The organism is Mycobacterium sp. NGS51, from assembly GCF_059812525.1.
On record NZ_JCALCV010000022.1, the window covers coordinates 18,130 to 44,249 of the forward strand.

Below are 26,120 nucleotides of genomic sequence, written 5' to 3' on the forward strand. Positions count from 1 at the left end.
TTCTGTTCGACATGAGTGAAACTATACGGTAGTGCAAGACCATCGGGCTTGTCCGGGTTTCGACGAAGTCCATAATGCCACATGATCCGCGCGTATCTTGCAAGCACGGGTTCTAGCAGCGGTGACTTTCCGGTGAACTGCGGCAATACGTTTGGATTCATGGACTGGGCCGCTGAGCAAGCACTGTGCCGAGGGCGTTCAACTTCTCTGCGCTCGTTGGCGTCGCGACCCTACACCACTCCAGAGGCCGCCTCCCCCGATCCGGGGCCTGAACCTGGTGAATCGGGCACCGAGGCCAGCCGTTTAGTGGTGTGTGCCGGTGAGGGAGAATTCGTCCAAGACGCTGACCAGATCGCGACGCAAGGCCTCTTTCGAGTTGGGACGACCGGGCTGATAACCATTCACCGAGATAGAGACCTGTCCACGCGCTCTCCCGGAGAGCAAGAACAGCCGTCCACCGAACCGGTGCATCATCGCCTTGGGTACATCCGAGTTGAGAAGCCTCATCGCGAAGTAGTCGGCGTCCGTGCCATCTGGCCGGCTTGCGGCCGGTTGAACCACACCGAGGTTTGATGAAACGACGCCTGCTGCAGCGCCGCCGCCGCCGGCCTTGAGGAGGAACCGCTTCGGCACCAGGGCCAACAGGGGAACGATCGACATTGCGGCCCGCTCTTCATCGCGCAGCTCACGCTGACCCGTCAGCGCTTGTTTGACAGCGGCCCGGATCTCGCGCAGGTCCGTCGCCGCAGTTGCAGGGTCGACCGTGACGGCGATATCGCTGACTGCGTTGGCGCGAGTATCACCGGCGACGCGCTCGTTGACCGGCACCCTCGCGACGACCGAGCCGCCTGCGCTGACCCGTCCCAGTCGCTGGGCGAGGCGGGCCGCCAAACCCACAAGCAGTGCATTGCTGGTCCCGCCGAGTGAATGTGCGCGGGCCTCCCAATCGTCGGCATCGACGAAGATCGTCGTCGTTGCCAGCGTTACGAGTTCGGCCGCTCCGCCAGGTGACGTCAGTGGCGTGCTAGGCAGCGGTATGGCAGCTTGAGCACCACGGCGGCTACGCCGGGCCAACCGGGCCGTGGCACCAACGCCGCGGCCGATGCCGCGGGTATCGCGCCCGAATTGCCGGGCATCCTCGCGCAGCGCCGACCACCGCCGCCGCGATGCAGCAGCCGGCCAACTGATCGGGTCGTCGCGGCCCAACACCGCATCCGCCACCGCCTCACACAGCCCCACGCCGTCAATCAGACAATGAGAGACGAGCAAGCTCACCCCAGTGCCGCCATCGGTGAACGGCAGCACCGCAAGATGCCATCCAGGACCCTGCTCGCAATCCAGCGGCGTGGAGGCCTGCTCGTCGAGCCAGGCGTCGAATTCTTCACGCGGCCGCGCCGCCGCGACCTCCAGCTCAGATGAGCGCTCAGCTGACACCCACCGGTGGCGACCAAACCGCAACGGCGACCGCTCGATACGGCGGGACAACCGCCCCCGCTGAAGATGGCCATGAAACCGCCGCAGACCCTCGATGTCGACCGGACCGTCATACACCCACAGACACTGCAACTGGGTGGTGACTCCCGTCACTCGACCGATATCAAACGCGGCCTGGTCCACCACATCAAGCACATTGCCCATCTTCGTACCGTACTTCGTGCCATATGCCGAGAGACCGGTTCCACCCTGAAATGAAATGACATTGAAACCGCACACGCCGGCATCTCGGTAGCGCGATCCAGACTTGAATCCCGCTAGCGGGCTTGCACTTTGCGGACTCTGGTGCGTCAATCGCCCGTATCGCGGATTTGACGTGGCGGTTCCGTCAATGGTGTGTGATCCTGGGGTGCTCCGAAATGCGTACCGGCGAGCGAGAAGTCGCTCAAGGCCCGCGAAGTTTCTTGTCGCAAACTATCGTTCGAGTTGGGACGGCCTGGCTGATAACCAGTCATCGAGATAGAGACCTGTCCACACGCTCTCCCGGAGAGCAAGAACAGCGGTCCACCGAACCGGTGCATCGTCGCCCTGGACACGCCTGAGTAGAGAATCTTCATGGCGAAGTAGTCGGCGTCCGTACCGTCTGGCTGGCTCGCGGCCGGATTGACCACGCCGAGGTTTGATGAGGCGACGCCGGCAACCACGGTGATCATTCGCCTGAAAAGCCGCTGCGGCAACAGCGGAACAATCGATAACAGTGCTCGACGCTCATCGACCTCCTCCCCGTAGTCAATCAACGCATGTTTGACAGCGGCCCGGATCTCACGCAGGTCTGTCGTCGCAGGTGCAGGTTCGATCGTGACCGCAATATCGCTATTCGCGTTGGCGCGAGTATCACAGGCGACGCGCTCGCTGACCGGCATCTTCAGGACGAGCAAGCCGCCCGTACTTCTTACAGCTGCCTTAGAAGCCGGTTCCACCCTGAAAATAGCGCCGAAATGGCAAAGTGTTATTAGAGTGATTGCTGGTACTTGTCAGCAAGCATTTTGGGCAAAATTAAACGAATCCGCTTTCCAGCCGCCCTGACACGGGCCGTCACCAAATCAATGCGGCAGCCCACTTTCTCCGATCAGCCCACATGCCGCAAACGGGCGGCACGTTCCACAAGATCAGCGGCGGCCGCAACGCTTTCGGCAGCTTTACTCATCTGGGTGGCGATCTTGCGAGCCCGGGTCGCATAGTCCGGGGCGAGGACGGTGCGCAAGTCAGCGATCAGTGATTCCTGGTTCGTCCCCGAAAGACGCCGGGAGACGCCCACCTTCAGCCGTTTGACCCGAGACCCCCAGAGCGTTTGATCGAGGTCCGTCGAAAGGATCAACGTGGGGACCCCAGCACGCAGGCCTATGGCCGTGGTGCCGGTGCCACCATGGTGGACGACCACGCGGCAAGCCGGAAAGATGGCCGCATAGTTCACCGTGCCTACCATCTTGACGTGCTCGAAATGGGGAACGCCACTGAAGTCGGTCCCCGCGGAGCAAACCAACGCCCGCTCGCCCAACTGCGTGCACGCCGCGCTGATCATCGCGACCGTGTCAGAGGGTGATTCGACAGGAATGCTGCCAAAGCCGAAGAAAATCGGCGGTGGTCCCGCGGCAATCCACGAGGTGACCTCCTCATCGGCATCGGTTGGCAATTCCATCGTCAGCGCCCCGACAAAAGGACGTCGCCCATCGAATTTCGCCCATTCGGCTGCTAGCCCGGGGAAGCACACCTCGTCGTAAGCCTGGATCTCCAACGATCCACGTTCGGCGATCCGCCGCGTCCAAGGGCGAGTTGCCTTTGGTAGCCCCAATTCGCGGCGCTGCACATCCTCGAACTTCTTCTCCACGCGCCAACCCAGCCAGTCGAACGTCGTCATTACAGCGCGACCCAACGACGCCGGCAGGAATGGCAGGAGCCAGCCGCTGGCCCGCACCGGAAAATAATGCAGCGTGGCCAACGGAATGTCGTAATACTCGGCGACGTTGGCAGCGGCGCCCTCGAAATTCAGACTGGTGCATAGCAAATCGGCCCCGTCCGCCAACGACTTCAGCGTGGTGCTGATCTCCGTCCAGTAACGGGTAACGGGCTCCCACACTTCGCGCCGCAACCTGATCAGCTCATGGATTCTCCAGGGCTTGCTGAAGAATTGCGTCCAGAACTTGCGATGGTCGTCCAAAATGCTATGCACATCCGGACCGGTGGCAACCGCCGCAAGCCCAGCCGATTCGGCGAAGCCAACCAAATCGGGCGGGACGGCCATGCGCACGTCGTGCCCCCTGCGCAGCAACTCACGGCCCACCGTGACCCAAGGTTCGACATCGCCGCGAGTTCCAAAGCTTGCCAGCACGAATTTCAATGTGATCCGGGCCTTTCCCTTCCAGTGCCCGAAGGCATTCTCAAGGGTATCGGTCATGTTCGGGTTCCTTGCACATGCGGCAAGGGAAAGCTCGGCCTGCCTGTGGCAGTGGGTGGTAGGTTCGTGATTCGCCCAAACCGGGCAAAGCTTGGCCATCGTCCCCTGAGGAGCTCCTTTTTGGTTGACGGCGACCTGACCGCGCACGAGGCGGAACGCGTTGAGTGGGACGCGATTGTGGTGGGCACCGGCATGGGGGGCGGGATGCTGGGCTATTCGCTGTCCCGGTCAGGCCGCAGGGTGCTGTTCGTCGAGAAGGGCCGCTCAACTCTGCCGGGCGTGCCCGGGACCATCCGCGCTTCGATGCCGGAATTGGCCGAGCCACTGGCCGGCCGTTCCGCCGAGGCCTATTACGACGCCCTGTCCCGCGCCGGACGTTCCATCGACGAGGTCGAAGACATCAGTGGGCGCTTCTCGCGGCGGTTCGTGCCGTTCCTCGGCAGCGGGACGGGAGGGTCGTCGGGCCTCTATGGCATGGTCTCCGAGCGCTTCTTCGTGCGCGATTTCACTCCGCGTCAAAATTTCCGCAACCCGGGCGATTCGACCGTGCCGGATGCCTGGCCGATCAGCTACGACCAGCTGCTGCCCTGGTACACCGCGGCGGAGAAGCAGCTGGGAGTTCGCGGCCAACCCGATCCCCTACGGCCGGAGGCAGCGGAGGTCGGCCTGCCCGCGGCGCCGCCGTTTTCGGCAGACAACCAACCGCTAGTCGACTATCTGACCGGCCGCGGACTGCATCCCTACCACCTGCCGATGGCCTGTGATTACACCGACGGTTGTTCCACCTGTCAGGGGTATCTGTGCCACCAGTCGTGCAAAAACGACGCCGCTCGCAATTGCTTGCTACCGGCCATTGCCGAGCACGGCGCGCACCTGTTGGCCGAATGCCGGGCCGTGCGTCTGGAAGCAGACGGCAGGCAAGTCCGTCAAGTGATTTGCGAGAGCGGCTCCGGGATGTTGGCCCTGAAGGGCAAGGTGGTGGTAGTGGCTGCCGGTGCACTGGCCACCCCACTGCTGTTGCTCAATTCCCGTTCGGGTGATTGGCCACGCGGATTGGCCAATGGCTCAGACTTGGTGGGGCGCAACCTGATGCGCCATCTCATCGATTTGATCGAAATCTGGCCCCAACCCGATTGCAACATCACCGCTCAAAATAAAGAGATCGGGCTGAACGATTTCTATTTTTGGGAGGGAGACAAATACGGCACCGTGCAGTCGTTCGGCTCGATGCTGCCCATCGAGGTGTTGAGCACCGGCCCGGGCTGGCGGGCGAAGGCGCTGCGCCTGATGAGTCCGGCGGTTCGCTGGGGCTATGAGCGGTTCTTCAACGGCGGACTGGTATTGGCATCGATCACCGAAGACCTGCCCTATCTGGACAACTGCGTCCTGCCATCCGACCGGCCAATCTTGAACGGCCGCCAGCGGCTGCGGCTTCAGTATCGTCTGCACGCCAGCGAGATCGAGCGCCGCAACGTGTTTATGCGGCAGTTGAAAGAGGTACTCCAGCCGTTCCGCAAAGTCACCTTGCGCGATGGCGAAAACAACGCTTCGGTGGGCCATGTCTGCGGCACGTGCCGCTTCGGTACCGACCCCCAAACCAGCGTGCTAGACCCACACAACCGGGCGCACGAGGTGGACAACCTCTACGTGGTGGACACCTCGTTCTTTCCTTCCAGCACCGGTTTGAATCCCAGTTTGACGGTCGCGGCCAACGCCTTGCGGGTGGCCGAGCACGTGAATCAGGTGCACTTCACCAGCTGATTGCCCGAATGCCAACTGAGCCAACGGATCAGCGTTCAGGCCGGCTTGCGCAGCGGCAGTCCGGCAGCGCGATAAATCGCGTCGATGACGGTCATGTTCTCGACCGCGTCCTCTGGCGGCGTCTTCACCGGTTCGCCGCGCAGCACCGCCGCGGCGAACGCGTCAAGCTGATACGCGTAGGAAGCGCGCTTCGGGAAGCGTTCCACCCGCTTGCCATCGGCTGAACGGACCGACAGCCGATGGAAAACGTGCGGTAGCACCGGGTTGAGCACGCGCAGCTCGCCGCGGTCACCGACCACCTTGGCGCCTATCCGCAGTAGATCCGACGACCACATCGAACAGCGAACCCGGCCGGTGTGTCCGCTCGCGAACCGCAGCTCGGCGTTCATAGCCCGGTCCACATCAGAGCCACGCAATTTCGCCTGTGCTGAAACGACTTCCGGGATCGAGCCACCAAAGGTGCGGGTCATGTGAACTGCATAGCTTCCGGCATCCATCATCGCCCCACCGGCAAGGGCGTAGTTGTAGCGAATGTCGGCGAATCTCGGCAACGGAAAGCACAAGGCCGCCTCTACCCGCTCCAGTGGGCCCAACTCGCCGGAGGCGACGATCTCCTCCGCACGCACAGTCAACGGGTGGTAGCGGTAATGGAATGCCTCCATCACAACCCGGTCCGACTTCGCGGCCAATTCGGCGATCTCACGAGCCTCGGCGGCATTGGCAGTAAACGGCTTCTCACACAGCACGTGCTTGCCCGCAACAAGCGCAGCCCGAGTCCACCTGCCGTGCAGGCCGTTCGGCAGCGGGATGTAGACGGCATCCAGATCTGGATCGGCGACCAGGGCCTCGTAGCTGTCATGCACCCGGGCGATGCCATGTTTGGCGGCAAAGGCTTGAGCACGAGACACATCACGTGCTGCAACCGCACCCACCACGACCTCGTTGCTTTCCCAGGCCGGGTTGACGAGCGCCAACGGCGCAATGCGGGCCGCGCCCAAAATCCCGATTCGCACCGAGGCCCCGCGTTCAGGCACGGACCGATGCTAGCAGGCAGTTCGGGTCACTCGAAGGAATGCGCCGAGTAGGCCGAGCCGAGATCACTTTCAGCATGCGCGATCCCGGCGCCGGTGAAGTCATTGCTATCGTCACGTGACGATCACGGGTCTGCTGCAGGGATAGGTGACACCTGAGATCGCTTGCCCAGGGTGGGCGGGCTGGAAGGATGTCACCATGGCAAGGCCCTATCCGAAGGAGTTCCGCGACGACGTTATGCGTGTCGCCCGCAGCCGCGAGGACGGTGTGACGATTGAGCAGCTCGCTGTCGATTTCGGGGTACACCCGATGACGCTGTGGAAGCGGCTACGCCAGGCCGATATCGACGACGGGGCAGCTCCGGGCAAGACGATCGGGGAATCGGCTGAGCTTCGGGAGCTGCGTCGCCGAAACCGGCTGTTGGAGCAGGAGAATGAGGTGCTGCGTCGGGCGGCGGCGTATCTGTCGCAGTCCAATCTGCCGGGAAAAGGCTTTACCCGCTCGTGAAAGAGCTCGCTGCCGACGGGATTGCCGTGGCGGTGACGTGCCGGGGCCTCAAGCTCGCTCGCCAGCCCTACTACCGGTGGCTGGCCAACCCGGTGACCGACGCCGAGCTGGTCGAGGCCTACCGCGCTAACGCCTTGTTCGACGCTTATCGCGATGATCCGGAGTTCGGCTACCGCTTCCTGGCCGCCGAGGCCGGCGATGCCGGGCAGCCGTTGGCCGAGCGCACCGCCTGGCGGATTTGCTCGGCCAACGGCTGGTGGAGTGCCTTCGGCAAGAAGCGTGGCAAGAACGGCAAGCCCGGGCCGCCTGTGCACGACGATCTGGTGGGCCGGGATTTCACCGCGGATTCCCCAAATCGGTTGTGGCTGGCTGATATTACTGAACACCGCACCGGCGAAGGCAAGCTCTACCTTTGCGGGATCAAGGACGTGTTCTCCACCAGGATCGTCGGCTACAGCATCGACTCGCGGATGAAGTCACGGCTGGCCACCCAGGCGCTCAATAGCGCCGTTGCACGCCGCGGCGATGTCGCCGGCTGCATCCTCCACAGTGACCGCGGGTCGCAATTTCGCAGCAGAAAATTCGTTCGTGCCCTGGGCCGTCACGACATGGTCGGATCAATGGGCCGCGTCGGCGCGGCCGGTGACAACGCGGCCATGGAGTCCTTCTTCAGTCTGCTGCAAAAGAACGTCTTGGACCGCCGCCGCTGAGACACCCGCGAGCAGTTGCGCATCGCCATCGTCACCTGGATCGAACGCACCTACCACCGCCGACGCCGACAGATAGGCCTCGGCCGGTTGACCCCCGTCGAATTCGAAGCAATCATGACCACACCGGCCAGTCAGGCCGCGTAACCGAAACTGTCACCGGTTCGTGCAGCAGACCCATCATCGAGCGGGGGTGTCGTCGATAAGGCCCCGCTGGCTCCTCAAGCTATGGAGCAGGTCAAGCTACGGTGAGCGGCCGATCCGCCTCTGGATTCAACGCGATGATTCTTTCAATGGTGTACGTTCCGGGGCACGCCGAGATACGTACCGGTCAGCGAGAAATCCTTCAAGATGCTCGAAAGTTCTTGTCGCAACTCATCGTTCGTGTTGGCGCATCCCGGCTGATAACTTGTCGCCGAAATAAAGAACTGTCCGTGCGCTCTTCCCGCGAGGAAAACCTGTAGGCCGCCGAACCGGTACATCATCGTCTTGGTCGCGCCCGAGTAGAGAATCTTCATAGCGAAATAGTCCGCGTCTGCCCCGTCCGCCCGGCCAGCAGCTCGGTTGACCACACCGAGGTTGGATGAGATGACGTCGGGTCTACCACCACTCGCTGCCCCGACAATGAGCCGCTGCGGCACCATGCCTAACAGCGGAATGAGAGACATCACTGCACCCTCTTCGCTGAGCACCTCGCGGTGCTCAATCAGCACTTGCTTGATTGCGCCGCGGATCTCGCGCAGATCCGCCGGCGCGGATGCAGGGTCGACGGTGATGGCGACAACGCTGTTCGCGTTCGCGCGAGTATCGCCGGCAATGCGCTCGTTCACCGGCATCCTTACAACGACCGAGCCGTCTGCGCTGACCCATCCTGCACGCTGCGCCAGGCGGGCCGCCAATGCCATAAGCAGTGTATTGCTGGTCCCGCCTAGTGAATGTGCGCGGGCATCCCACTCCTCGGCATCCACAAAGATCGTTGCCGCTGGCAACACGATGGACTCGTCGGCGCCGACGGGCACCGCAGATGGGGTGGTACGCGACGGGGCGGCAACTTTGGGACCGCCCCGGCTACGCTGGGCCAACCGTACCGCGGCGATGACACCGCGGGACATCGCCCGTACATCGCGCGCCGTTTGACGAGCATCCTCTCGCAGCGCCTGCCACCGCTGGCGCGACGCGGCGGTCGGCCAGCTAATCGGGTCGTCGCGGCCAACAACCGCATCTGCTAGCGCCTCGCACAGCCCGACGCCGTCAGTAAGACAATGTGAGACAACGAGGCTAACCCCAGTTCCCCCTTCAGTGAACGGAACCACTGCTAGGCGCCATCCAGGTCCGTTCTCGCAATCCAACGACGTGTTGGCCTGCTCGTTGAGCCAGGCGTCGAATTCTTCACGCGGCAGGTCCAATGTGGCGACTTCCATGTCGGATAAGCGATCGGCCGATACCCAGCGGTGGCGGCCAAATCGCAATGGTGACCGTTCGATGCAGCGGGATAACCGACCTCGCTGAAGGTGTTCATAAAACTGCCGCAGACTCTCGATGTCAGCCGGTCGGTTGTACACCCAAACACACTGCAGGAGGCTGCCGATGCCTGTCACGCGCGCGAGGTCGTACTTGGTCTGGTCGTGCGGATCGAGTACATTGTCCATTTTCGTATTCGTACCGTACTTTCTTACCGTATGCCTCAGAAGTTGTTTCGAGCCCGAAAGGACGCCGACTCGGACTCACTCGAGATAGCTCGGGTAACGCCGAAACCCGCCGTCTACGAGCCGGTCAAGTCCGAACCAGCCGAATTCACCAGCAACCCTCGTCAGCCAGCGTCCGCGGCCAGAGACGACTGAGTCCTATGGTAAAAACGGTTGCTCCTATGGTCCAGACGCATTTTGCCACCTGATCCGCTCGCCTCCTCCCATGTGTCGACGCGGCGCGCTGCTTGAGACACGACCTTCCAACTGTGCTACCGGATGAGCTTCAGGCTGGCTTGCGCAGCGGAAGGCCGGCAGCTCGATAGATCGCATCGATGACGGTCATGTTCTCGATCGCGCCTTCCGGAGTCGTCCTCACCGGTTCGCCGTGCAATACCGCCGCGGCAAAAGCGTCAAGCTGATACGCGTAGGAGGCACCCCGCGGAAATCGCTCCACCCGTTTGCCGTCTGCTGATCTAACCGAGAGCCGACGGAATACCTGCGGTACAGCCGGATTGAGTACACGCAACTCGCCGCGGTCGCCCACCACCTTGGCGCTCACCCGCACCAGATTCGACGACCAGACCGCGCAGCGGATCCGGCCGGTGTGCCCCGCTGCAAACCGCAATTCGGCCGCCATGGCCCGGTCCACCTCAGGGCTACGTAATTTAGCCTGTGCCGAAACGACTTCCGGGGTCGAACCGCCAAACGTGCGGACCATGTCGACTGCATAGCTTCCGGCATTCATCACCGCACCACCGGCAAGGGAATAATTGTTGACGCTGTCGCTGTCGGAGAACTGGGGCAGCAATACGCACATGGACACATCGACCCGCTGCAGTGTGCCCAGCTCTCCCGAAGCGATGATCTCCTCGACACGCACAGTCAACGGGTGGTAGCGGTAATGCAGTGCCTCTACCACAATCCGGTCCGACTTTGCGGCCAATTCGGCGATCTCACGAGCCTCGGCGGCATTGGCAGTAAACGGCTTTTCACACAGCACGTGCTTGCCCGCAACAAGCGCAGCCCGAGTCCATCTGCCGTGCAGGCCGTTCGGCAGGGGGATGTAGACGGCATCCAAGTCTGGATCGGCGACCAGGGCCTCGTAGCTGTCATGCACCCGGGCGATGCCGTGCTTGGCGGCAAAGGCTTGAGCACGAGACACATCACGTGCCGCTACGGCACCCACCACGACCTCGTTGCTTTCCCGGGCCGGGTTGATGAGCGCCAACGGCGCAATGCGGGCCGCGCCCAGAATTCCGATCCGCACCGAGGCCCCGCGTCCAGGCACGGCCGCGATGCTAGCACTTGGCCCGAGCCGTTCGCTCTTCAAGTGGGCGAGCTCTGCTGTCACGTTCGCGACAGAATCATGCGCCCAGCTGGTCCAGAACACCGGTCGGCTGCAAAAGAGCCAACAGACAAAAACCGCGCGAACTGACAAGGTAATGTTTCCGGCCATGTGGGGCTCACTGCTTGGGGTGGCGCTGCTGATGGCGTTCAATCCGGCGCTTCTCGGCCTCATCCTTCTCTTGATCTCTCGGCCGCGGCCGGTGCAAAACCTGCTCGCCTGCTGGGCGGGTTGCCTGATAATGAACGTTCCGATCCTGCTGGCTCCGCTGTTGGTGCTGCACTCGACACCGACGTTTACCTCTTTTTCGCATGATCTGGCCACCCCGACCACGGCCGCGAGCTCCACGGTCCGGCACATTCAATTCGGCATGGGTGTGCTCGTGCTGTCGATCGCCGCGGTGATGGCTGTGCGCTTCGTCGCACGTCGACGAGCGCAGGTGCCGGCGAGGGACGGAAACGGCTCGACCCTGGTGCTGGACGCGGATATACCGGACCCAACCACGTCGTCATCACCGTTTGGTCGCGCTGGTGACGCGAGGGACGGCGCATCGCCGATCCGGCGGCTGCTGGGCCGTCTCCAAAGTGCATGGGACAGTGGATCGTTATGGGTCGCGTTCGTGGTCGGCATGGCACTGTTGCCGGGCCCTTACCTGGTGATATTCATCGACACTACGATCGTGACCGCCGGAATCCCACTCGGCGCGCAGGTCATCGCCGTCATCGGGTTCGTCATCGCGATGCTTGGGGTTATTGAGCTCACGCTCATCAGCTATCTGGTCACTCCAACGAAGACCCAAGCGGTACTGAAACCACTACACGAGTGGGCCCTGGCGCACCGTCAGCAGATCCTGCTAGGCATCTTTGCAGTGGTTGGGGTCGCGCTGGTAACCCAGAGCTTGGGCATCGGGGTCCGCTGACCTGGTGGCTGAGAGCCCGGCTGCTTGTCCGGCGGCTCTTTCGAGTTCAAAGCTGCACGCGATTCGAGACGGTGTAAGCCTCAGCGATCAGGCCCAGGTTCCGCTGCGGCGGTGAACTATCGCGCGGGCGGAGCGGATCAGCTTCTGGATGGACGGCCCAAGGAACCTGCTGTTGTCGTGGCCGCGGAAATCCTCGAACACCCCTCGGAACTTGTGCTCGCTCAATCGATACTCGCCGTAAACACGCTCCATGGCAGCCCTATCCAAGGGCTCATCCCGCGCGGCTGCGCACAGCGCTTCGTAGACCGTGGAAATCCAGTCTGTGCCAAGAACTTCTGTCACCGGACCGTCGTGTTGTTGGCGCCGAAGACCCGGTTTGAGAAACTCCTCGACTGCGCCAGCATCCGGGAGGCTGAGATCGATCGCAAGCGCCGCGGAAATCCGCGTTATTTCCCGGCGCCAGTCGTCGAGAAGGTTGGCGTACTCTACGAACACCCGCGGAAGGCCGCAGGTGTCCCTTTCGGCCAGCAAATTGTATTTCAGCCACACGGCACTCGCGAGCTCTGCCGGGGTTCGAATAGCCGCCGCAATCGACGCAATGACCTCCTGCGGGTGACGCACCGCAATCAAGGCCGCGATGTCGAATCCGGCCAGACGCGCCGCCTCAAACCACATGCCGGACAGTAGCGTTATCCGAGGTTCCTTGATGACCACGAGCGGCGCGGCCGGCAGTGTGGTGAAAAACTCCCCAATCTCGGCGACGCAACGGGCGTACTCTTCGGCATCGAACGCACCTTCGTCCTGTAGGTGCATGGCCGGGTCGTACCAGGCGCTGGCGTTGCGGTACAAGATCTTGTCGTTGAGATGCAGGGCTGCCCGCGGCTCCCAATACCCAGCCGGATTGACTGCGTCGGCACCCAACACCCCGGCGGGGAGCTCACCCCCGCACAGCGAGAGAACGCGCGCGAACGCAGATGTTCCGGACCGGCCCGGACCCAACACGAACAGAGCGACTGGGCGGGCGGCAGTCCCGCGCTGCGCGCCGGCGCCGGTCACGAGCACCACTCCGTGCCCAATGTCGCGCGCGGCGTGAGACAGCGGTGCTCCGCCATAAGATCCGCCGATGGCAGGCCGGCGCGGTATGGTCGGTATACCTCTCCGAAGGGCTTCACGGCACTGCGCGGGCTCTGGCTCATGGCAACAGACTAGACGACGGCCCAGCGCGATTCGCCGTCGACCATTAGATGTCCCCGGGTCCACAAACGGCGTATCTGCCCCCGGCCGTCAACGCGGTCATCGAGTCGACCCGATTTGCGACTCTGGCGCTAGGAACTGCGGATCTGGATGGATCAGTTGGGAGTCGCTGCAGGGCAAGGCAATCTATGCCTACTCACCGAAATTCTCGACAGTGGCATCGATTTCACCGCTACGGTTACCGAGGCGGTTACGACGGCCCAGCGCGATTCGCCGTCGCAGCTGGCTCTCCGCGACATATCAGCCTAACCGGAGTTCCACATCGGCTAGTCTCATCTGGTGAATGGGCCAATCCCGGCAAGGCGAATGCCGTGCCGCGCAGCGTGACCCGCCGTGACCAGGTGTACGCCACACGGGGAATCACGAGCGAATCGCATGTCATCGGAGGCTGACCAGTGCCACTTCGGAAGCGTTCTCCACGCGCCTCGTTTGACAATCGCGAATCCAACGGTGATGCATCGCCAGACAATCGGCTCGCGTTCATGGACCACGGCTTGTTCGCGGGGCAGCGTGCCGCCGGCCAGGAGTTAGTCATCCAGGGCTTGTGGGTTTATGAGCACCCTGTCGATTTGGATGCCCTGCGGCGTTTTCACCACAATCTCGGTTACGGGTTGCTCGGACGGCGCATCGAACGTTCGCCGCTGCCGTTCGCTCGGCATCGGTGGGTCGCACACCGGGGGCCGTCGGACATCGATATCGCCGAGTGCGCGCGTCCACGCGCTGAACTCAGTGAATGGGCAGATGACCGCGCGCACATGTCTGCCGACCCGGAATTGGGGCCGGGCTGGCATCTGGGCGTCCTTCCGTTTACGGATGGCTCGACCGCCGTCAGCCTGGTGGTTTCTCACTACCTGGTCGACGGACTCGGCCTCGGCGTCGCCGTACTGGATGCGGTCTTGGGCAACAAGCGCGACCTTGGCTATCCACCGCCGCGTTCACGTACTCGACGACGTGCGGTGGCACAGGATGCTCGCCAAACAGCGCAGGACGCACCTGAGATTGCCCGAGCCCTTGTCGTTGCGGCGAAAACGGCTCGAGAACAAGCCCGCCGCCGACGCGATAGTGCCCAAGCACCGGGATCGCGACCGGTCGTCCTCGAGAACGGCGATGACATTGTCCGCGTGCCGGGTATCACGATCTACGTCGACCTCAACGATTGGGATGCCCGCGCGCAGGCCCTTGGCGGGACCAGTAACGCGCTTGCCGCCGCGTTGGCTGTCAAACTCGCCGAGCGACTGGGGCGCCGACGTGCCAGTGACGGCGCCGTCACGTTGCTACTGCCAGCGAGCGACCGCACCGAGGGCGATCAGCGTGCCAACGCAGTATCGCTTGCCCGCGTCAGCGTCGACCCGACGTCGGTCACGACGGATCTGCATGACGTCCGCGCTGCCGTCAAGCACGCGCTGAAGACTTCACGGGAGACTACCGATGAGTCGTCGCAGCTGCTCTGGCTGATGGCATTGATGCCCAAGCGGGCGTTGAAACGGATGGCCGACGCGGCGCCCGCCGACCCTGATCTCCCGGTGTTGTCTTCTTATCTCGGCGACCTCGGCGCGATGCTGCGCCCCGATGGCACCGACGCCGAGTACGGCACCGCACGAGGGGTTTGGCAACAGGTAACGCGACAGCGGCTTGAGCAGATGGGCGGCCAAATGAGGGTGCAGTCGTGGCGCATCAGCGGCAAGCTGGGCATGACGGTCGTCGCCTACCAACCGGGTGCCGAGAACACCAAGCCCGCATTGCGGGAACTGGCTGCGCGCACGCTGGCTGAGTTCGACCTGACCGGCGAGATCGACTAACGCGCGTTGCCGATAGCCCTACCCAAGGACTAGACGACTGCGGCGACTGCGGAAACGGCCTTAGTTATCGGAATCCTGGGCCGCGGCCAGCCTGTCGCGCAGACTCTTCGGCCGGATGTCAGGCCAGTTCTGCTCGATGTACTCCAGGCACGCAGCGCGGTCCGCTTCGCCGTAAACCACCTGCCAGCCGGCTGGAACGTCGGCGAAGGTTGGCCACAGGCTGTGTTGCTCCTCGTCGTTGACCAAGACGAAAAAGCTGCCGTTTTCGTCGTCGAACGGATTGACGCTCACCGAATCTCCATACCTCATAGTCGACACGAGTGGTACCGGTTCCAGACCATAGTGGTGGCCAACAGGTCCGTCCGGGATTTCGACGAAGTCCCTGATGTGACTTACGCGCGGGACTTCCCGGCACAGATTAGCAACCGGTGCGCGGCACACCGCGGCGGCCTCGGTCCTCTCTCCTTACGTTCGCACGCGATGGCCGAGGAGCTGCACGGCAGGTAACGACATGACGGGATTTGCGGGGCGGGCGGGACCATCTGTACCGTGCCGTTACGCACACGGCATGCATTACGATCCGATATCGATTGAGCAACAGCCAATACGGAGGCCGCGGGCATGATTTACTCACCGAGATCGGGTCGTGTCAAGTTTGGGTCGTGTTCTGGGAAGCGTCGCAAGTTTGAGGTGACCACCGTGCGATTTTCCTGCGATGGCCACCGTATTCGCTGTACTGTCGGCTGGTCTATCACGGCCGGTGTGTAAAGGGCATGTTCGAATCGACGGACATGCGCGGGGAGCTAAACAGCGGAAGGTTGGGTGCAGTGGTCGAACGCGGTGGGCGCGCCGTTGCGGAAGCATGGTCGGAGGTCGCCGATCCCGGTCACCCAGACGTGAGCCAACAGTCTGGCCGTCGGCTCGGCCGGTTCGGGCGGCGTCGCCAGTCTTCAACAACTGAGCCTCCAACGCGGGCTCAATCTCGACGGAATCGGCCGAATCGGGGGCGTGCGATTCTCAGGGTTCTGCGGCAACTGTGGATTCCGCTGGTCATTGTGGCAGTGATCGTTGCCGGCGGATTCACCGTCTCGCGGCTGCACGGCATCTTCGGCTCGGAGAAACGTACGTCGTATGCCGACACCAGAGCCGGAGAATCTAAACCGTTCAACCCGAAGCGCCTCACCTATGAGGTCTTCGGACCACCAGGGACCGTAGCGTCAATTAGCTATTTCGACGCCAATGGTGACCCGCAGCGCCTCGAAGGGGTGCACTTGCCGTGGACACTGGAATTCCCAATCACCGCGGCGGCGGGAATCGGGAATGTCACGGCCCAAGGTGACGGTGCCAGCATCGGCTGCCGCATCACGGTGGACAATGAGGTCAAATCCGAAAGAGTCTCGCACGAAGTGAATGCATTCACCTTCTGCCTGCTGAAGGCCGCGTGATTACCGCGCGCACGGGCTACGAGCGGCCCACTGAGCCTCGCGTAGCGCGCACGATTCATCGATTCTCGGTGCCCATCATCTTGGCGTGGGTGGGAATCGCCATTATCGTGGGTATCGCCCTTCCCCCGTTGGAGCAAGTCGCAAAAGAGCATTCAGTGTCGCTGAACCCCAGCGATGCGCCGTCGTTTCAGGCGATGTCGCGCATGAATGACGACTTTAAGCAATCTACGTCCGATAGTGCGGCGATGATCGTGTTGGAGGGGAAAGAACCTCTCGGCGACGAGGCCCACAAATATTACGACCATTTGATCCGCCAGTTGAAAGACGATCCCGAACATATCCGGCACATCCAGGACTTCTGGGGCGATCCACTCACCCGGGGCGCCGCACAAAGCTCTGACGGCAAAGCCGCATATGTGCAAGTGAACTTGGCCGGTCTGCCGGCGACGACCTTGGCCGACAATTCACTCGAAGCGCTCCAAAACATCGTCGCGCGGACACCGGCGCCGCAAGGCGTCAAGGCGTATGTCACCGGGCCCGCGGCGATCGTTGCGGATATGGGCCATAGCGGTAACCGGACGGTCATCTTAATTACGCTGGTGAGCGCGGCCGTGATCTTCGGGACGCTGTTCATCGTTTATCGTTCAATTCTTACCGTCATTCTTTTGCTGGTGACGGTCGGACTGGAATTGCAGGTGGCCCGGGGACTCGTCGCGTTCCTCGGCAACGTGGGCATGGTCGGCCTTACGACCTTCGCCGTGAATCTGTTGGTATCCATCGGGATCGCGGCTGGAACCGACTATGGGATCTTCTTCATCGGGCGATATCAAGAGGCACGTCAGGCCGGCGAAGATCGGGAAGCGGCGTACTACACCACCTATCACGGCACCGCCAAGGTTGTCTTGGCCTCCGGCGTGACGATCGCCGGCGCGCTTTTCTGCCTCAGCTTTACCCGGTTGCCCTGGTTCCAGGCGCTGGGTGTCCCGTGTGCGGTCGGGGTGCTCGTCGCGGTCGCCGTCGCTCTCACCCTGGTTCCGGCGGTCATCAACGTCGGGAGTCGTTTCGGTGTGTTCGACCCCAAGCGACCGCTTTCCCATCATGGATGGCGACGCATCGGCACGGCGATTGTTCGGTGGCCAGGGCCCATTCTCGTCGCGTCATTAGCTGTCGCGCTTATCGGGCTATTGACGCTGCCGGGATACCGCCCCAGCTACAACGACATGGATTACATCCCCAAAAACATTCCCAGCCAGGAGGGGGTTGCGGCCGCGAAACGGCATTTCCCCGAGTCGGCCATGATGGCGCCGGAGATGCTGTTGGTTGAGACCGACCATGATTTGCGCAATCCCGCCGATGCTCTCGTATTGAATAAACTGGCGAAGGGCGTCCTCGCGGTGCCAGGCGTTTCCAGGGTGCAGTCGGTCACTCGGCCCGAGGGAAGCCCGCTTAACCACACGTCGATACCGTATATGCTTAGCATGCAAAACGCGGGTCAGCTTTCGGTCATGGGTTTCCAAAAAGACCGCATGAATGACATCCTCAAGCAGGCTGATGACCTCACCGCAACGATCAACATCATGCAGCGCATGTATGACCTGATGCAGCAACTTGTCGGTACGACGCATCACATGGTCGCCTCAACACATGAGATGCGGGACATCACGCAAGATTTGCGAGATCACATTTCGGATTTCGAGGATTTCATCAGACCGATCCGCAGCTACTTCTATTGGGAGAAGCACTGCTACGACATCCCCATCTGCTGGGCGATCCGATCGGTATTCGATTCCATTGACGGCGTCGACGAGCTCAACGACAAGCTCGACATTTTAGTGGAAGACCTTGATCAGCTCGACCTGCTCATGCCGCAACTCGTCGCACAATTCCCATCAATGATCGCGACCATGCAGAGCATGCGGACCATGATGCTGACCATGCATAGCACCATGTCCGGGATGATCGGCCAGATGGACGAGGTGGGCGATAACGCGACAGCCATGGGTAAGGCGTTCGACGCATCCAAAAACGACGATTCTTTCTACCTCCCTCCGGAGGTTTTCAAAAATAAAGACTTCAAACGAGTCATGGACGTCTTCATTTCTCCGGACGGGAAAGCCACTCGTCTGCTCGTTTCCCAGCGGGACGATCCAGCGTCGCCGCAGGGCGTAGCGCGGGTCAACGAGATAAAGACCGCCGCCGAGGAAGCGCTTAAGGGAACTCCGCTGGAAAACGCCAGAATTTATCTCACCGGCACCTCAGCGATGACGAAAGACTTGGTGGACGGCTCCAAGTTCGATCTCATGATTGCCGGCGTCGCTGCGGTCTGCCTCATTTTCATCATTATGCTACTCATGACGCGCAGTTTTATCGCCGCGCTGGTTATCGTGGGCACAGTATTGCTTTCGCTGGGCGCATCCTTCGGGCTGTCCGTACTGGTCTGGCAACATTTGCTGCACACTCAAATCCACTGGGCCGTGCTCGCGATGTCTGTGCTCGTCCTTTTGGCGGTAGGTTCCGACTACAACTTGCTGTTGGTGTCCCGGATGAAAGAGGAAATACACGCCGGTATAAAAACGGGCATTATTCGCGCAATGGGCGGTACCGGCAAGGTCGTAACGAACGCGGGCCTGGTGTTCGCGTTCACCATGGGGTCGATGATCGTCAGCGATCTGGTCATCATCGGTCAGCTGGGCACGACGATCGCGATGGGTCTGCTGTTCGACACACTGATTGTGCGGGCATTCATGACGCCATCCATCGCCGCGCTGCTGGGACGCTGGTTCTGGTGGCCGCAACAAGTGCGTCCACGACCCGCCAGTACGTTACTCCGGCCGTCGGGACCCCGTCCGCTGGTGCGTGCCTTGCTGAGACAGCCGCAGTGAGTGGCGATATCCAGGTGAGGACGGAGCCCGGGATAATGAGCGCCGCATGAGCACCGAACACCCTAAGAGCCCTTTCGTACCGCGGGCCATCCGCAGGTTTTCGCTGTTGGTCATCCTCGCGTGGGTGGCGCTGACGCTCCTTGTGACGTTTGCCGTTCCGTCGCTGGAACGCGTGGGCGAAGAGCATTCCGTGCCGCTGGCTCCGCAAGACGCGCCGGCGGTACAGGCCATGAAGCAGATGGGCAAGGACTTCCAAGAATCCGATTCGGACAGTTTCGCGATGATCGTGCTGGAGGGCCAGCAGCCGCTCGGCGAGGATGCCCACCTCTACTACGACGGCTTGGTACGCGACTTACGTGACGACCCGACGCACGTCCAACACGTGCAAGATTTGTGGGGTGATCGCCTTACCGCGGCCGGCGCGCAAAGCGACGACCGCAAGGCCGCGTATGTGCAGTTGAATCTGGCCGGGAATCAAGGCACGACCCTGGGCCAAGAATCCATAGCTGCGGTCCGCGATATTTTGCACCGGACAGCGCCGCCAGCCGGAATCAAGGCCTATGTCACCGGCCCAGCGGCGCTCGTCACCGATATGCAGCACAGCGGTAATAGATCCATTGTGAAGATGACCGTGATAACCGTCGCGATCATCTTCACGATGCTGCTCCTTGTTTACCGCTCGGCCATCACCGTCGTGCTGTTGCTGGTCATGGTCGGCGTCGAATTAGGGGCGGCTCGGGGTATCGTCGCATTTCTCGGCAACAGCAATATTCTTGTTCTTTCGACTTTTGCCATTAACCTACTGGTGGCCCTCGGTATCGCGGTCGGAACGGACTACGGCATATTTTTCTTCGGTCGGTATCACGAGGCGCGCCAGTCCGGCCAGGACCCGGAAACGGCCTACTACACGACCTATCGGGGAGTCGCTCCGGTTGTCTTGGCCTCGGGTTTGACGATCGCCGGCGCAATCTTGTGCTTGAGCTTTACCCGAATGCCTATCTTCCAGACAATCGGCATCCCCTGTGCAATCGGCATGGTGGTTGCGGTCGCGGTCGCGCTCACTCTGGTACCGGCCGTTCTGGCGCTCGGAAGTGGCTTTGGGCTATTCGACCCCAAGCGCAGAGTCGGTGTCCGGCGATGGCGCCGACTCGGCACCGCGATTGTTCGCTGGCCCGCACCGATTCTCACTGCGACGCTAGCAATCGCGCTGGTCGGACTGCTGACCCTGCCGGGTTACAAGACCAGCTACAACGACCGGAACTACATACCTCAGGATATTCCGGCCAACGAAGGGTATGCGGCTGCCGACCGTCATTTCTCCCAATCGCGCATGATGCCCGAAATTCTTATGATCGAATCAGATCACGACATGCGCAATCCGGCCGATTTCCTGATACTACACAAATTGGCCAAGGGGATCTTCCATGTTCCCGGCGTCTCACTTGTCCAGGGCATAACCCGGCCCGAGGGAGCGCCAATAGAACACACGTCAATCCCCTTTATCATCAGTATGCAAAACGCGAGCCGACAACAAGTCATGCAGTATATGAAGGCCCGTATTGACGACATGCTCAAGCAGGCCGACATATTGTCCACTCAAGTCGCGACGATGCAGCGGCTGTACGAATTGCAGAAGCAAATCACCGACAATACTCTTCACACGATTGGCGTGACACGTGAAATGGAGGCCGTGACCAGCGAGCTGCGGGACCATATCGCGGATTTTGAGGACTTCTTCAGGCCGATCAAGAGCTTTTTATTCTGGGAGAAGCACTGTACAAACATCCCGTTGTGCTATGCAATCAGAACCGTATTCGAGAGCGTCGACGGTGTCGATCTGGCAGCCGACAATCTTTCGATTGTGGTTCAGGATCTGGGACAGCTCGAAAAGCTGTTGCCGCAGCTCCTTGAAAACTTCCCCCAACTCATCGCGACTGCGCAGCGCGCACGCACGATGCTACTGACGATGCACAGCACCATGTCGGGGCTTTTCAAGGCGATGGACGAATCGAGCGAAAACGCGACCGCCATGGGGCAGGCGTTCGACGCGGCCAAAAACGACGACACTTTCTTCCTGCCTCCGGAGGTTTTCGAGAACAAAGACTTCCAGCGGGCGATGAGCTCCTTCCTGTCCCCGGACGGGAAAGCGGCCCGATTCATCATCTCCCATAAGGGCGATCCCGCCACCCCCGAGGGCATAGCACGTATCGCTAAGATCAGGACGGCCGCCGAGGAGGCGTTGAAGGCGACGCCGCTGGAGGACTCCAAGATCTATCTCGCTGGCACCGCATCGACCTTCAAGGACTTCCACGACGGGGCAAAATATGACTTGTGGATCGCCGGCGTCGGTGCGCTCTGCCTGATTTTCATCATCATGCTCATCATCACGCGCAGCTTTATTGCCGCATTAGCGATCGTGGGCACGGTGGCACTTTCGCTGGGCGCATCCTTTGGCTTGTCTGTGCTGATTTGGCAGTACATTCTCGGCATTCAATTGCACTGGATGGTACTTCCGATGTCCGTGATCGTGCTATTGGCGGTGGGGTCTGACTATAACCTGCTGCTCGTATCCCGAATGAAAGAGGAAATAGCCAGCGGTATAAATACCGGCATCATTCGGGCAATGGGCGGCACCGGCAAGGTCGTGACCAACGCAGGCCTGGTGTTCGCCATCACGATGGCCTCGATGGCTGTCAGCGACCTGCGGATCATCGGTCAGGTCGGTACCACCATCGGCCTGGGTCTGCTGTTCGACACCTTGGTGGTGCGAGCGTTCATGACACCGTCTATTGCCGCGCTGCTCGGACGGTGGTTCTGGTGGCCGCAGGTGGTTCGCCCGCGCCCGGCCAGCCTCATGCTTCGGTCTCTGGCATCGCGCCCGGTGACGCGGTCGTTGATGCTTCAGGACGACTACCGCGACGACGAGGCCGTCACAGACGTCTTCCCGAGGACGACCGTCTAGGTTGACGTTCGCCACGTATACTTTCGGTTGGTAAGGTCTGCTAAGTGCTGACCGCCGGCCGATTGTGGTCCCCGTCCTCGGCGTGGTGGGCGGTTTGGGGGGCTACGAAAAGGTCGGGCAGAATGTGAACTGGACGGTTAGAGTCGGTGCAATCAGGGCGCAATCAATGGGAGGAAGCCACACATGATCAAACTGTCGTTGACCAGATCGGCTATCGCAGCCGGCGGTCTGGCACTGGCGTTGACTGCTGGGGCGGGGGTCGCATCCGCGGATCCCAATCTAGATGTCTTCGTCAACACCACCTGCACGTACGATCAAGCGGCAGCAGCGCTCAATGCGCAAGATCCAGCAACTGCAGAGCAGTTCAACAGTAATCCGCAGCTGCAGAATCAGGTGCGGATGTTCCTTGCCGCGCCGCCGCCCCAGCGCTTGAAGTACGCCAAGATGGTTCAGAACTCGCCACAGGCTCAGCAGTACATTCCCCTTCTCACCCAAGTCTTCAGCACCTGCAACAACTACTGAGCGGACAGGCACGCGCTTCTTGCTTGTGCCCATCCCGCTGCCAGGTGCTGATGACCTCAGCGATGACGCGACGTCCCGTGCCGGGGCGTCGCGTCATTCGTTGGAAGGCAAGGACCCCCCAAGGTAGTTTCGCGGCCCATAGCATGGGCATATGCCTATCAAGAGACGAGTCATGCTGGGCAGCGCCGGCTTGGCCGGCGCTGCGGCAGTCGGCGGGGTCGGTGTCGACCGCGCACTGTCCGGCAATGCCCCCAGCTTCCGCGAGGGACCCACGGACGATTCGATAACCGATGACCCTGCCCGGTTCGGCGATCCGCGGATTCCCGCCGAACTGAACACTTCGCAATCGCACTTATTTCGGTTGGGTGCCCTGTCCCCCACCACATTTGACGGCGGCTTTCTGCGCCAGGCCCACGAGGAGAACTTCCCGATCCTCACCGGACAGCAGGCCAGCGTCGTTTTTGTGACGCTGCAACCCGGAGGCGTCCGGGAACCACACTGGCATCCCAGCGCATGGGAAATCAGCGTGATCATCAGCGGGGCCGCCACCTGGACCCTACTCGATCCGCTCGGACACAGCGAAACCTTCGACGCTCAGCCCGGCGACGTGATTTTCGCGCCGCAAGGCTCGCTGCACTACTTCGAGAACAAGGGCAGCGACGACCTGAATCTGGTCATCGTCTTCAACGCCAGCACACAAGAAGGTAAAGACGATATCGGCATTGGCGCCTCGATCAGCAATCTTCCACCCGAGGTCCTCGCCACTGTCTTCGGCGTGCCTGCAACGACTTTCACGGCATTCAAGAAGATCGATAAGTCGATCACCATCACCCGGCGAACGTCTTGACGCATCGTCCCGTTCAAGCCCGACCGAGAAATAGGGGAAGCCGATGAGCAACCACACCTACCGCGTGATCGAGATAGTCGGAACTTCCTCCGAGAGCGTCGACGCTGCGATCCGCAACGGACTGGCCCGCGCAGCGGAGACCACCCGCAACCTCGACTGGTTTGAGGTGCAGTCGGTGCGCGGCCACCTCGAGAATGGAGCCGTCGCGCACTACCAGGTGACGATGAAAGTCGGCTTCCGGCTCGAAGACGCCTAGCCCGCAACAGCTCCGGGCTCTGAGAAGGGCGCCCCGAAGTCTGTTACCCGCTCGAACCCGTTTTTGCGGGCCTCAGCAGCGCCGTGCCGCAGCATGGTGCCCGTCGCGACGAATCCGGCGTGATCCACCACCACAAACGGCGACAGCAGTCGGTTGTGCACGAAACCGAATGCCAACCCACTCGCCGGATCGGCCCATCCCAGCGAACCGCCCAGCCCGACGTGGCCGAAGCCTGGCATCAGATTGAACGGCACCTGGTGATATCCGAGGTGGAAACCCAGCGGCACAAAGATGTTCCGGTCTGGACGCAGACTCGGCCGCCCGGTGAGGCCGGCCACCAACTCGCGGGACAGGAATCGAGTGCCATCGATCTCGCCGCCGTTGGCGATCGCCCCGTACATCTTCGCCAGGGCACGCGCAGTCACCACGCCGTTCACCGCTGGCAGCTCGCCGTCGAGGAACGGAATCTCGCCCTGCACAACAGCTCTCATTCCCGGGAAATACATGGCGCCGAATCCGGCCGACATCTGCAGCGCGGCGATCCTGGGGGCCACCACGTTGAACAGCGGGTTGGGGATGGAGCTTTGCGGCGTAATGATCTGCGCGGAACGCGTCGGTGCGTCGGCCGGAGGCCGGCCCAAGTGCAGGCCGTCAGTATTCAGCGGCTCGGCCAACTCCTGGCGGAACAGCTCGCGCATGCCCTTGCCGGTGACCGCCCGGGCCAGCCCCGACATCAGCCAACCGTAAGTCAGCGCGTGGTACGCAGGTTTGCCCAGGAGCTTCCCGGCCGGCGCCGCTGCCATCCGCTCTTCCATCACCGCGTGATCCAGCAAGTCTTGTGTACTGGCGCCGTGCAGTGCTGACAAGCCGGCCCGGTGCCGCATGACCTGACGAACGGTAATATCGGCCTTACCGTTGGCGCCGAACTCCGGCCAGTACTCGGCAACGGGAGCGTCGTAGGCGATCAGGCCCCGGTCGGCCAAGCGGTGGATGACGGTGGAGGCCATGCCCTTGGTTGCCGAGAACACCATCGGAGCGGTATCCGCTGTCCATGGCACCCGTCCGCGCCGGTCCGCGCACCCGGTCCACACATCGACGACCGGCTCGCCGTCGAGATACACCGCCAGCGCCCCGCCACCGAACCGGCCCCCAGGGAACATGCTGGCAAAGCTGCGGATAGCGCAGGCAAAGTGTGGATCAGCGGCTCCGTGTACCCGGCGCGGAAGTACCGACCGCCGGTTGCCCACGACTTCGAGCCTCACATCTTCGAATTTACCGACGTCATCCGCAAACAAGACTGAAGTTACCTTTCCGTTAGCCTGATGCAACCTTGAGTATTTGCTGAGCGGCCAACGCGGGGGTTAATTCCCCGGCGATGACCTGGCGCTCCACCTCGGCGCGGATCTTGCGGACCGCCGGATTGGCCAACACCCGGTCCAGCACCGTGTCGCGGACCATCTGCCAGGTCCAGTCGACCTGCTGGGCGCGACGGCGCGCATCGAACTCGCCGGCGTCAGTCAGCACCTGCCGATGACGTTCGACCGTGTCCCATAGCTCAGGCAGGCCGGTCCCCTCCAATGCGCTCATCGTGAGAACCGGCGGTCGCCAGAGCGTCTCGCGCGGATAGATCAACCGGATCGCCCCGGACAGCTCGCGTGCGGCGGATCGAGCCTCGGGCAGATGTTCGCCGTCGGCCTTGTTCACCACGACGATGTCGGCCAGCTCCAGCACACCTTTCTTGATGCCCTGCAACTGATCCCCGGTGCGGGCCAACGTCAAGAAGACGAAGGTATCGACCATGTGGGCGACCGCTACTTCGGATTGGCCGACTCCGACCGTCTCGATCAGGATCACGTCGAACCCGGCGGCCTCCAGCAACACAATGGTTTCCCGGGTGGCCTTGGCTACTCCGCCCAGGGTGCCCGAGGTCGGCGACGGTCGGATGTAGGCGTCGGGATGCACTGCCAGCCGCGCCATCCGGGTCTTGTCGCCGAGGATCGATCCGCCGGTGCGGGTCGATGACGGATCCACCGCCAGTACCGCCACCCGATGACCCTGCCCGATCAAATACATGCCGAGCGCCTCGATCGCCGTCGACTTGCCTACCCCGGGGACCCCGGTGATGCCGACGTGGTGGGCCCGTCCGGCTTCCGGCATCAGCGCCAGCAGCAGTTGTTGCGCCTGGTCGCGGTGGTCGGCCCGGGTGGACTCCACCAACGTGATGGCCCGCGGCAGGGCCGCACGATCGCCGCTGCGGACAGCGGCGGCGAGTTCGTCGACGCTGTCGCCGTTCTCGGTTGCCATT

19 protein-coding genes and 1 pseudogene are annotated in these 26,120 nt (G+C 62.0%); 10 read left to right on the forward strand and 10 right to left on the reverse strand.

Features of this window, described 5'->3' with window-relative positions; all coding sequences use genetic code 11:
• Positions 1-303 precede the first annotated feature (303 nt).
• The 3 genes from AC5Y5W_RS21825 to AC5Y5W_RS21835 all read right to left on the reverse strand — a co-directional run bounded on the left by AC5Y5W_RS21825 (position 304) and on the right by AC5Y5W_RS21835 (position 3,832).
• Positions 304-1,638, reverse strand: a complete 1,335-nt coding sequence (locus AC5Y5W_RS21825; RefSeq protein WP_500022595.1) for a WS/DGAT/MGAT family O-acyltransferase — start codon at positions 1,636-1,638, stop codon at positions 304-306.
• 146 nt (positions 1,639-1,784) lie between these two features.
• On the reverse strand, positions 1,785-2,372 hold the full coding sequence (locus AC5Y5W_RS21830; RefSeq protein WP_500022596.1) for a hypothetical protein: 588 nt from the start codon (positions 2,370-2,372) through the stop codon (positions 1,785-1,787).
• A gap of 191 nt (positions 2,373-2,563) precedes the next feature.
• Positions 2,564-3,832, reverse strand: coding sequence for a glycosyltransferase (locus tag AC5Y5W_RS21835; protein WP_500022621.1), 1,269 nt, complete (start codon positions 3,830-3,832; stop codon positions 2,564-2,566).
• A gap of 177 nt (positions 3,833-4,009) precedes the next feature.
• On the opposite strand from AC5Y5W_RS21835, the gene AC5Y5W_RS21840 reads away from it, so the two are divergent.
• Positions 4,010-5,650 carry a GMC oxidoreductase gene (locus tag AC5Y5W_RS21840; RefSeq protein WP_500022622.1) on the forward strand — a complete coding sequence of 547 codons (1,641 nt, stop codon included), beginning with the start codon at positions 4,010-4,012 and terminating at the stop codon, positions 5,648-5,650.
• Positions 5,651-5,685: 35 nt separating this feature from the next.
• Here AC5Y5W_RS21840 and AC5Y5W_RS21845 read toward each other — a convergent pair whose 3' ends face one another.
• Positions 5,686-6,684 (reverse strand): Gfo/Idh/MocA family protein, encoded by a 999-nt coding sequence (locus AC5Y5W_RS21845; protein ID WP_500022597.1) that lies wholly within the window; start codon positions 6,682-6,684, stop codon positions 5,686-5,688.
• Between the two features lie 196 nt (positions 6,685-6,880).
• Between AC5Y5W_RS21845 and AC5Y5W_RS21850 the strand changes: the two are divergent.
• Positions 6,881-8,043: pseudogene (locus tag AC5Y5W_RS21850) on the forward strand (IS3 family transposase).
• A 143-nt stretch (positions 8,044-8,186) separates the two neighbouring features.
• On the opposite strand, the gene AC5Y5W_RS21855 reads toward AC5Y5W_RS21850, so the two are convergent.
• On the reverse strand, positions 8,187-9,545 hold the full coding sequence (locus tag AC5Y5W_RS21855; RefSeq protein ID WP_500022598.1) for a hypothetical protein: 1,359 nt from the start codon (positions 9,543-9,545) through the stop codon (positions 8,187-8,189).
• Between the two features lie 322 nt (positions 9,546-9,867).
• Entirely contained in the window at positions 9,868-11,082 is a 1,215-nt protein-coding gene (locus AC5Y5W_RS21860) for a Gfo/Idh/MocA family protein (protein ID WP_500022599.1), read from the reverse strand.
• Between AC5Y5W_RS21860 and AC5Y5W_RS21865 the strand changes: the two genes are divergently transcribed.
• Positions 11,060-11,848 (forward strand): GAP family protein, encoded by a 789-nt coding sequence (locus AC5Y5W_RS21865; RefSeq protein ID WP_500022600.1) that lies wholly within the window; start codon positions 11,060-11,062, stop codon positions 11,846-11,848. The genes AC5Y5W_RS21860 and AC5Y5W_RS21865 overlap by 23 nt on opposite strands.
• Before the next feature lie 87 nt (positions 11,849-11,935).
• Here the strand turns inward: AC5Y5W_RS21865 and AC5Y5W_RS21870 are convergent, their stop codons facing one another.
• Complete coding sequence (locus AC5Y5W_RS21870; RefSeq protein ID WP_500022601.1) at positions 11,936-12,904, reverse strand: sulfotransferase family protein; 969 nt, start codon at positions 12,902-12,904, stop codon at positions 11,936-11,938.
• Between the two features lie 680 nt (positions 12,905-13,584).
• On the opposite strand from AC5Y5W_RS21870, the gene AC5Y5W_RS21875 reads away from it, so the two are divergent.
• Complete coding sequence (locus AC5Y5W_RS21875; RefSeq protein WP_500013681.1) at positions 13,585-14,901, forward strand: hypothetical protein; 1,317 nt, start codon at positions 13,585-13,587, stop codon at positions 14,899-14,901.
• Positions 14,902-14,961: 60 nt separating this feature from the next.
• On the opposite strand, the gene AC5Y5W_RS21880 is transcribed toward AC5Y5W_RS21875, so the two are convergent.
• Positions 14,962-15,192 carry an MbtH family protein gene (locus tag AC5Y5W_RS21880; protein WP_500013679.1) on the reverse strand — a complete coding sequence of 77 codons (231 nt, stop codon included), beginning with the start codon at positions 15,190-15,192 and terminating at the stop codon, positions 14,962-14,964.
• A gap of 734 nt (positions 15,193-15,926) precedes the next feature.
• Between AC5Y5W_RS21880 and AC5Y5W_RS21885 the strand changes: the two genes are divergently transcribed.
• From AC5Y5W_RS21885 to AC5Y5W_RS21910, 6 genes are all read left to right on the forward strand, one after another.
• Positions 15,927-16,346: an MmpS family transport accessory protein gene (locus AC5Y5W_RS21885; protein WP_500013695.1), complete on the forward strand. Its 420-nt coding sequence runs from the start codon at positions 15,927-15,929 to the stop codon at positions 16,344-16,346.
• Positions 16,346-19,228, forward strand: coding sequence for an MMPL/RND family transporter (locus AC5Y5W_RS21890; protein ID WP_500013693.1), 2,883 nt, complete (start codon positions 16,346-16,348; stop codon positions 19,226-19,228). The genes AC5Y5W_RS21885 and AC5Y5W_RS21890 overlap by 1 nt, the downstream gene beginning before the upstream one ends.
• A gap of 46 nt (positions 19,229-19,274) precedes the next feature.
• Positions 19,275-22,190: an MMPL/RND family transporter gene (locus AC5Y5W_RS21895; RefSeq protein WP_500013677.1), complete on the forward strand. Its 2,916-nt coding sequence runs from the start codon at positions 19,275-19,277 to the stop codon at positions 22,188-22,190.
• Between the two features lie 186 nt (positions 22,191-22,376).
• On the forward strand, positions 22,377-22,712 hold the full coding sequence (locus tag AC5Y5W_RS21900) for a hemophore-related protein (RefSeq protein WP_500013691.1): 336 nt from the start codon (positions 22,377-22,379) through the stop codon (positions 22,710-22,712).
• Positions 22,713-22,863: 151 nt separating this feature from the next.
• Positions 22,864-23,559, forward strand: a complete 696-nt coding sequence (locus tag AC5Y5W_RS21905; protein WP_500022602.1) for a cupin domain-containing protein — start codon at positions 22,864-22,866, stop codon at positions 23,557-23,559.
• 43 nt (positions 23,560-23,602) lie between these two features.
• On the forward strand, positions 23,603-23,815 hold the full coding sequence (locus AC5Y5W_RS21910; protein ID WP_065013877.1) for a dodecin: 213 nt from the start codon (positions 23,603-23,605) through the stop codon (positions 23,813-23,815).
• Here the strand turns inward: AC5Y5W_RS21910 and lipL are convergent.
• Positions 23,812-25,077 carry an esterase/beta-lactamase LipL gene (gene lipL / locus AC5Y5W_RS21915; RefSeq protein ID WP_500022603.1) on the reverse strand — a complete coding sequence of 422 codons (1,266 nt, stop codon included), beginning with the start codon at positions 25,075-25,077 and terminating at the stop codon, positions 23,812-23,814. The two genes, AC5Y5W_RS21910 and lipL, sit on opposite strands and share 4 nt — an antisense overlap.
• 52 nt (positions 25,078-25,129) lie before the next feature.
• Positions 25,130-26,119: a methylmalonyl Co-A mutase-associated GTPase MeaB gene (meaB, locus tag AC5Y5W_RS21920; protein ID WP_500022604.1), complete on the reverse strand. Its 990-nt coding sequence runs from the start codon at positions 26,117-26,119 to the stop codon at positions 25,130-25,132.
• Position 26,120: the final 1 nt, after the last annotated feature.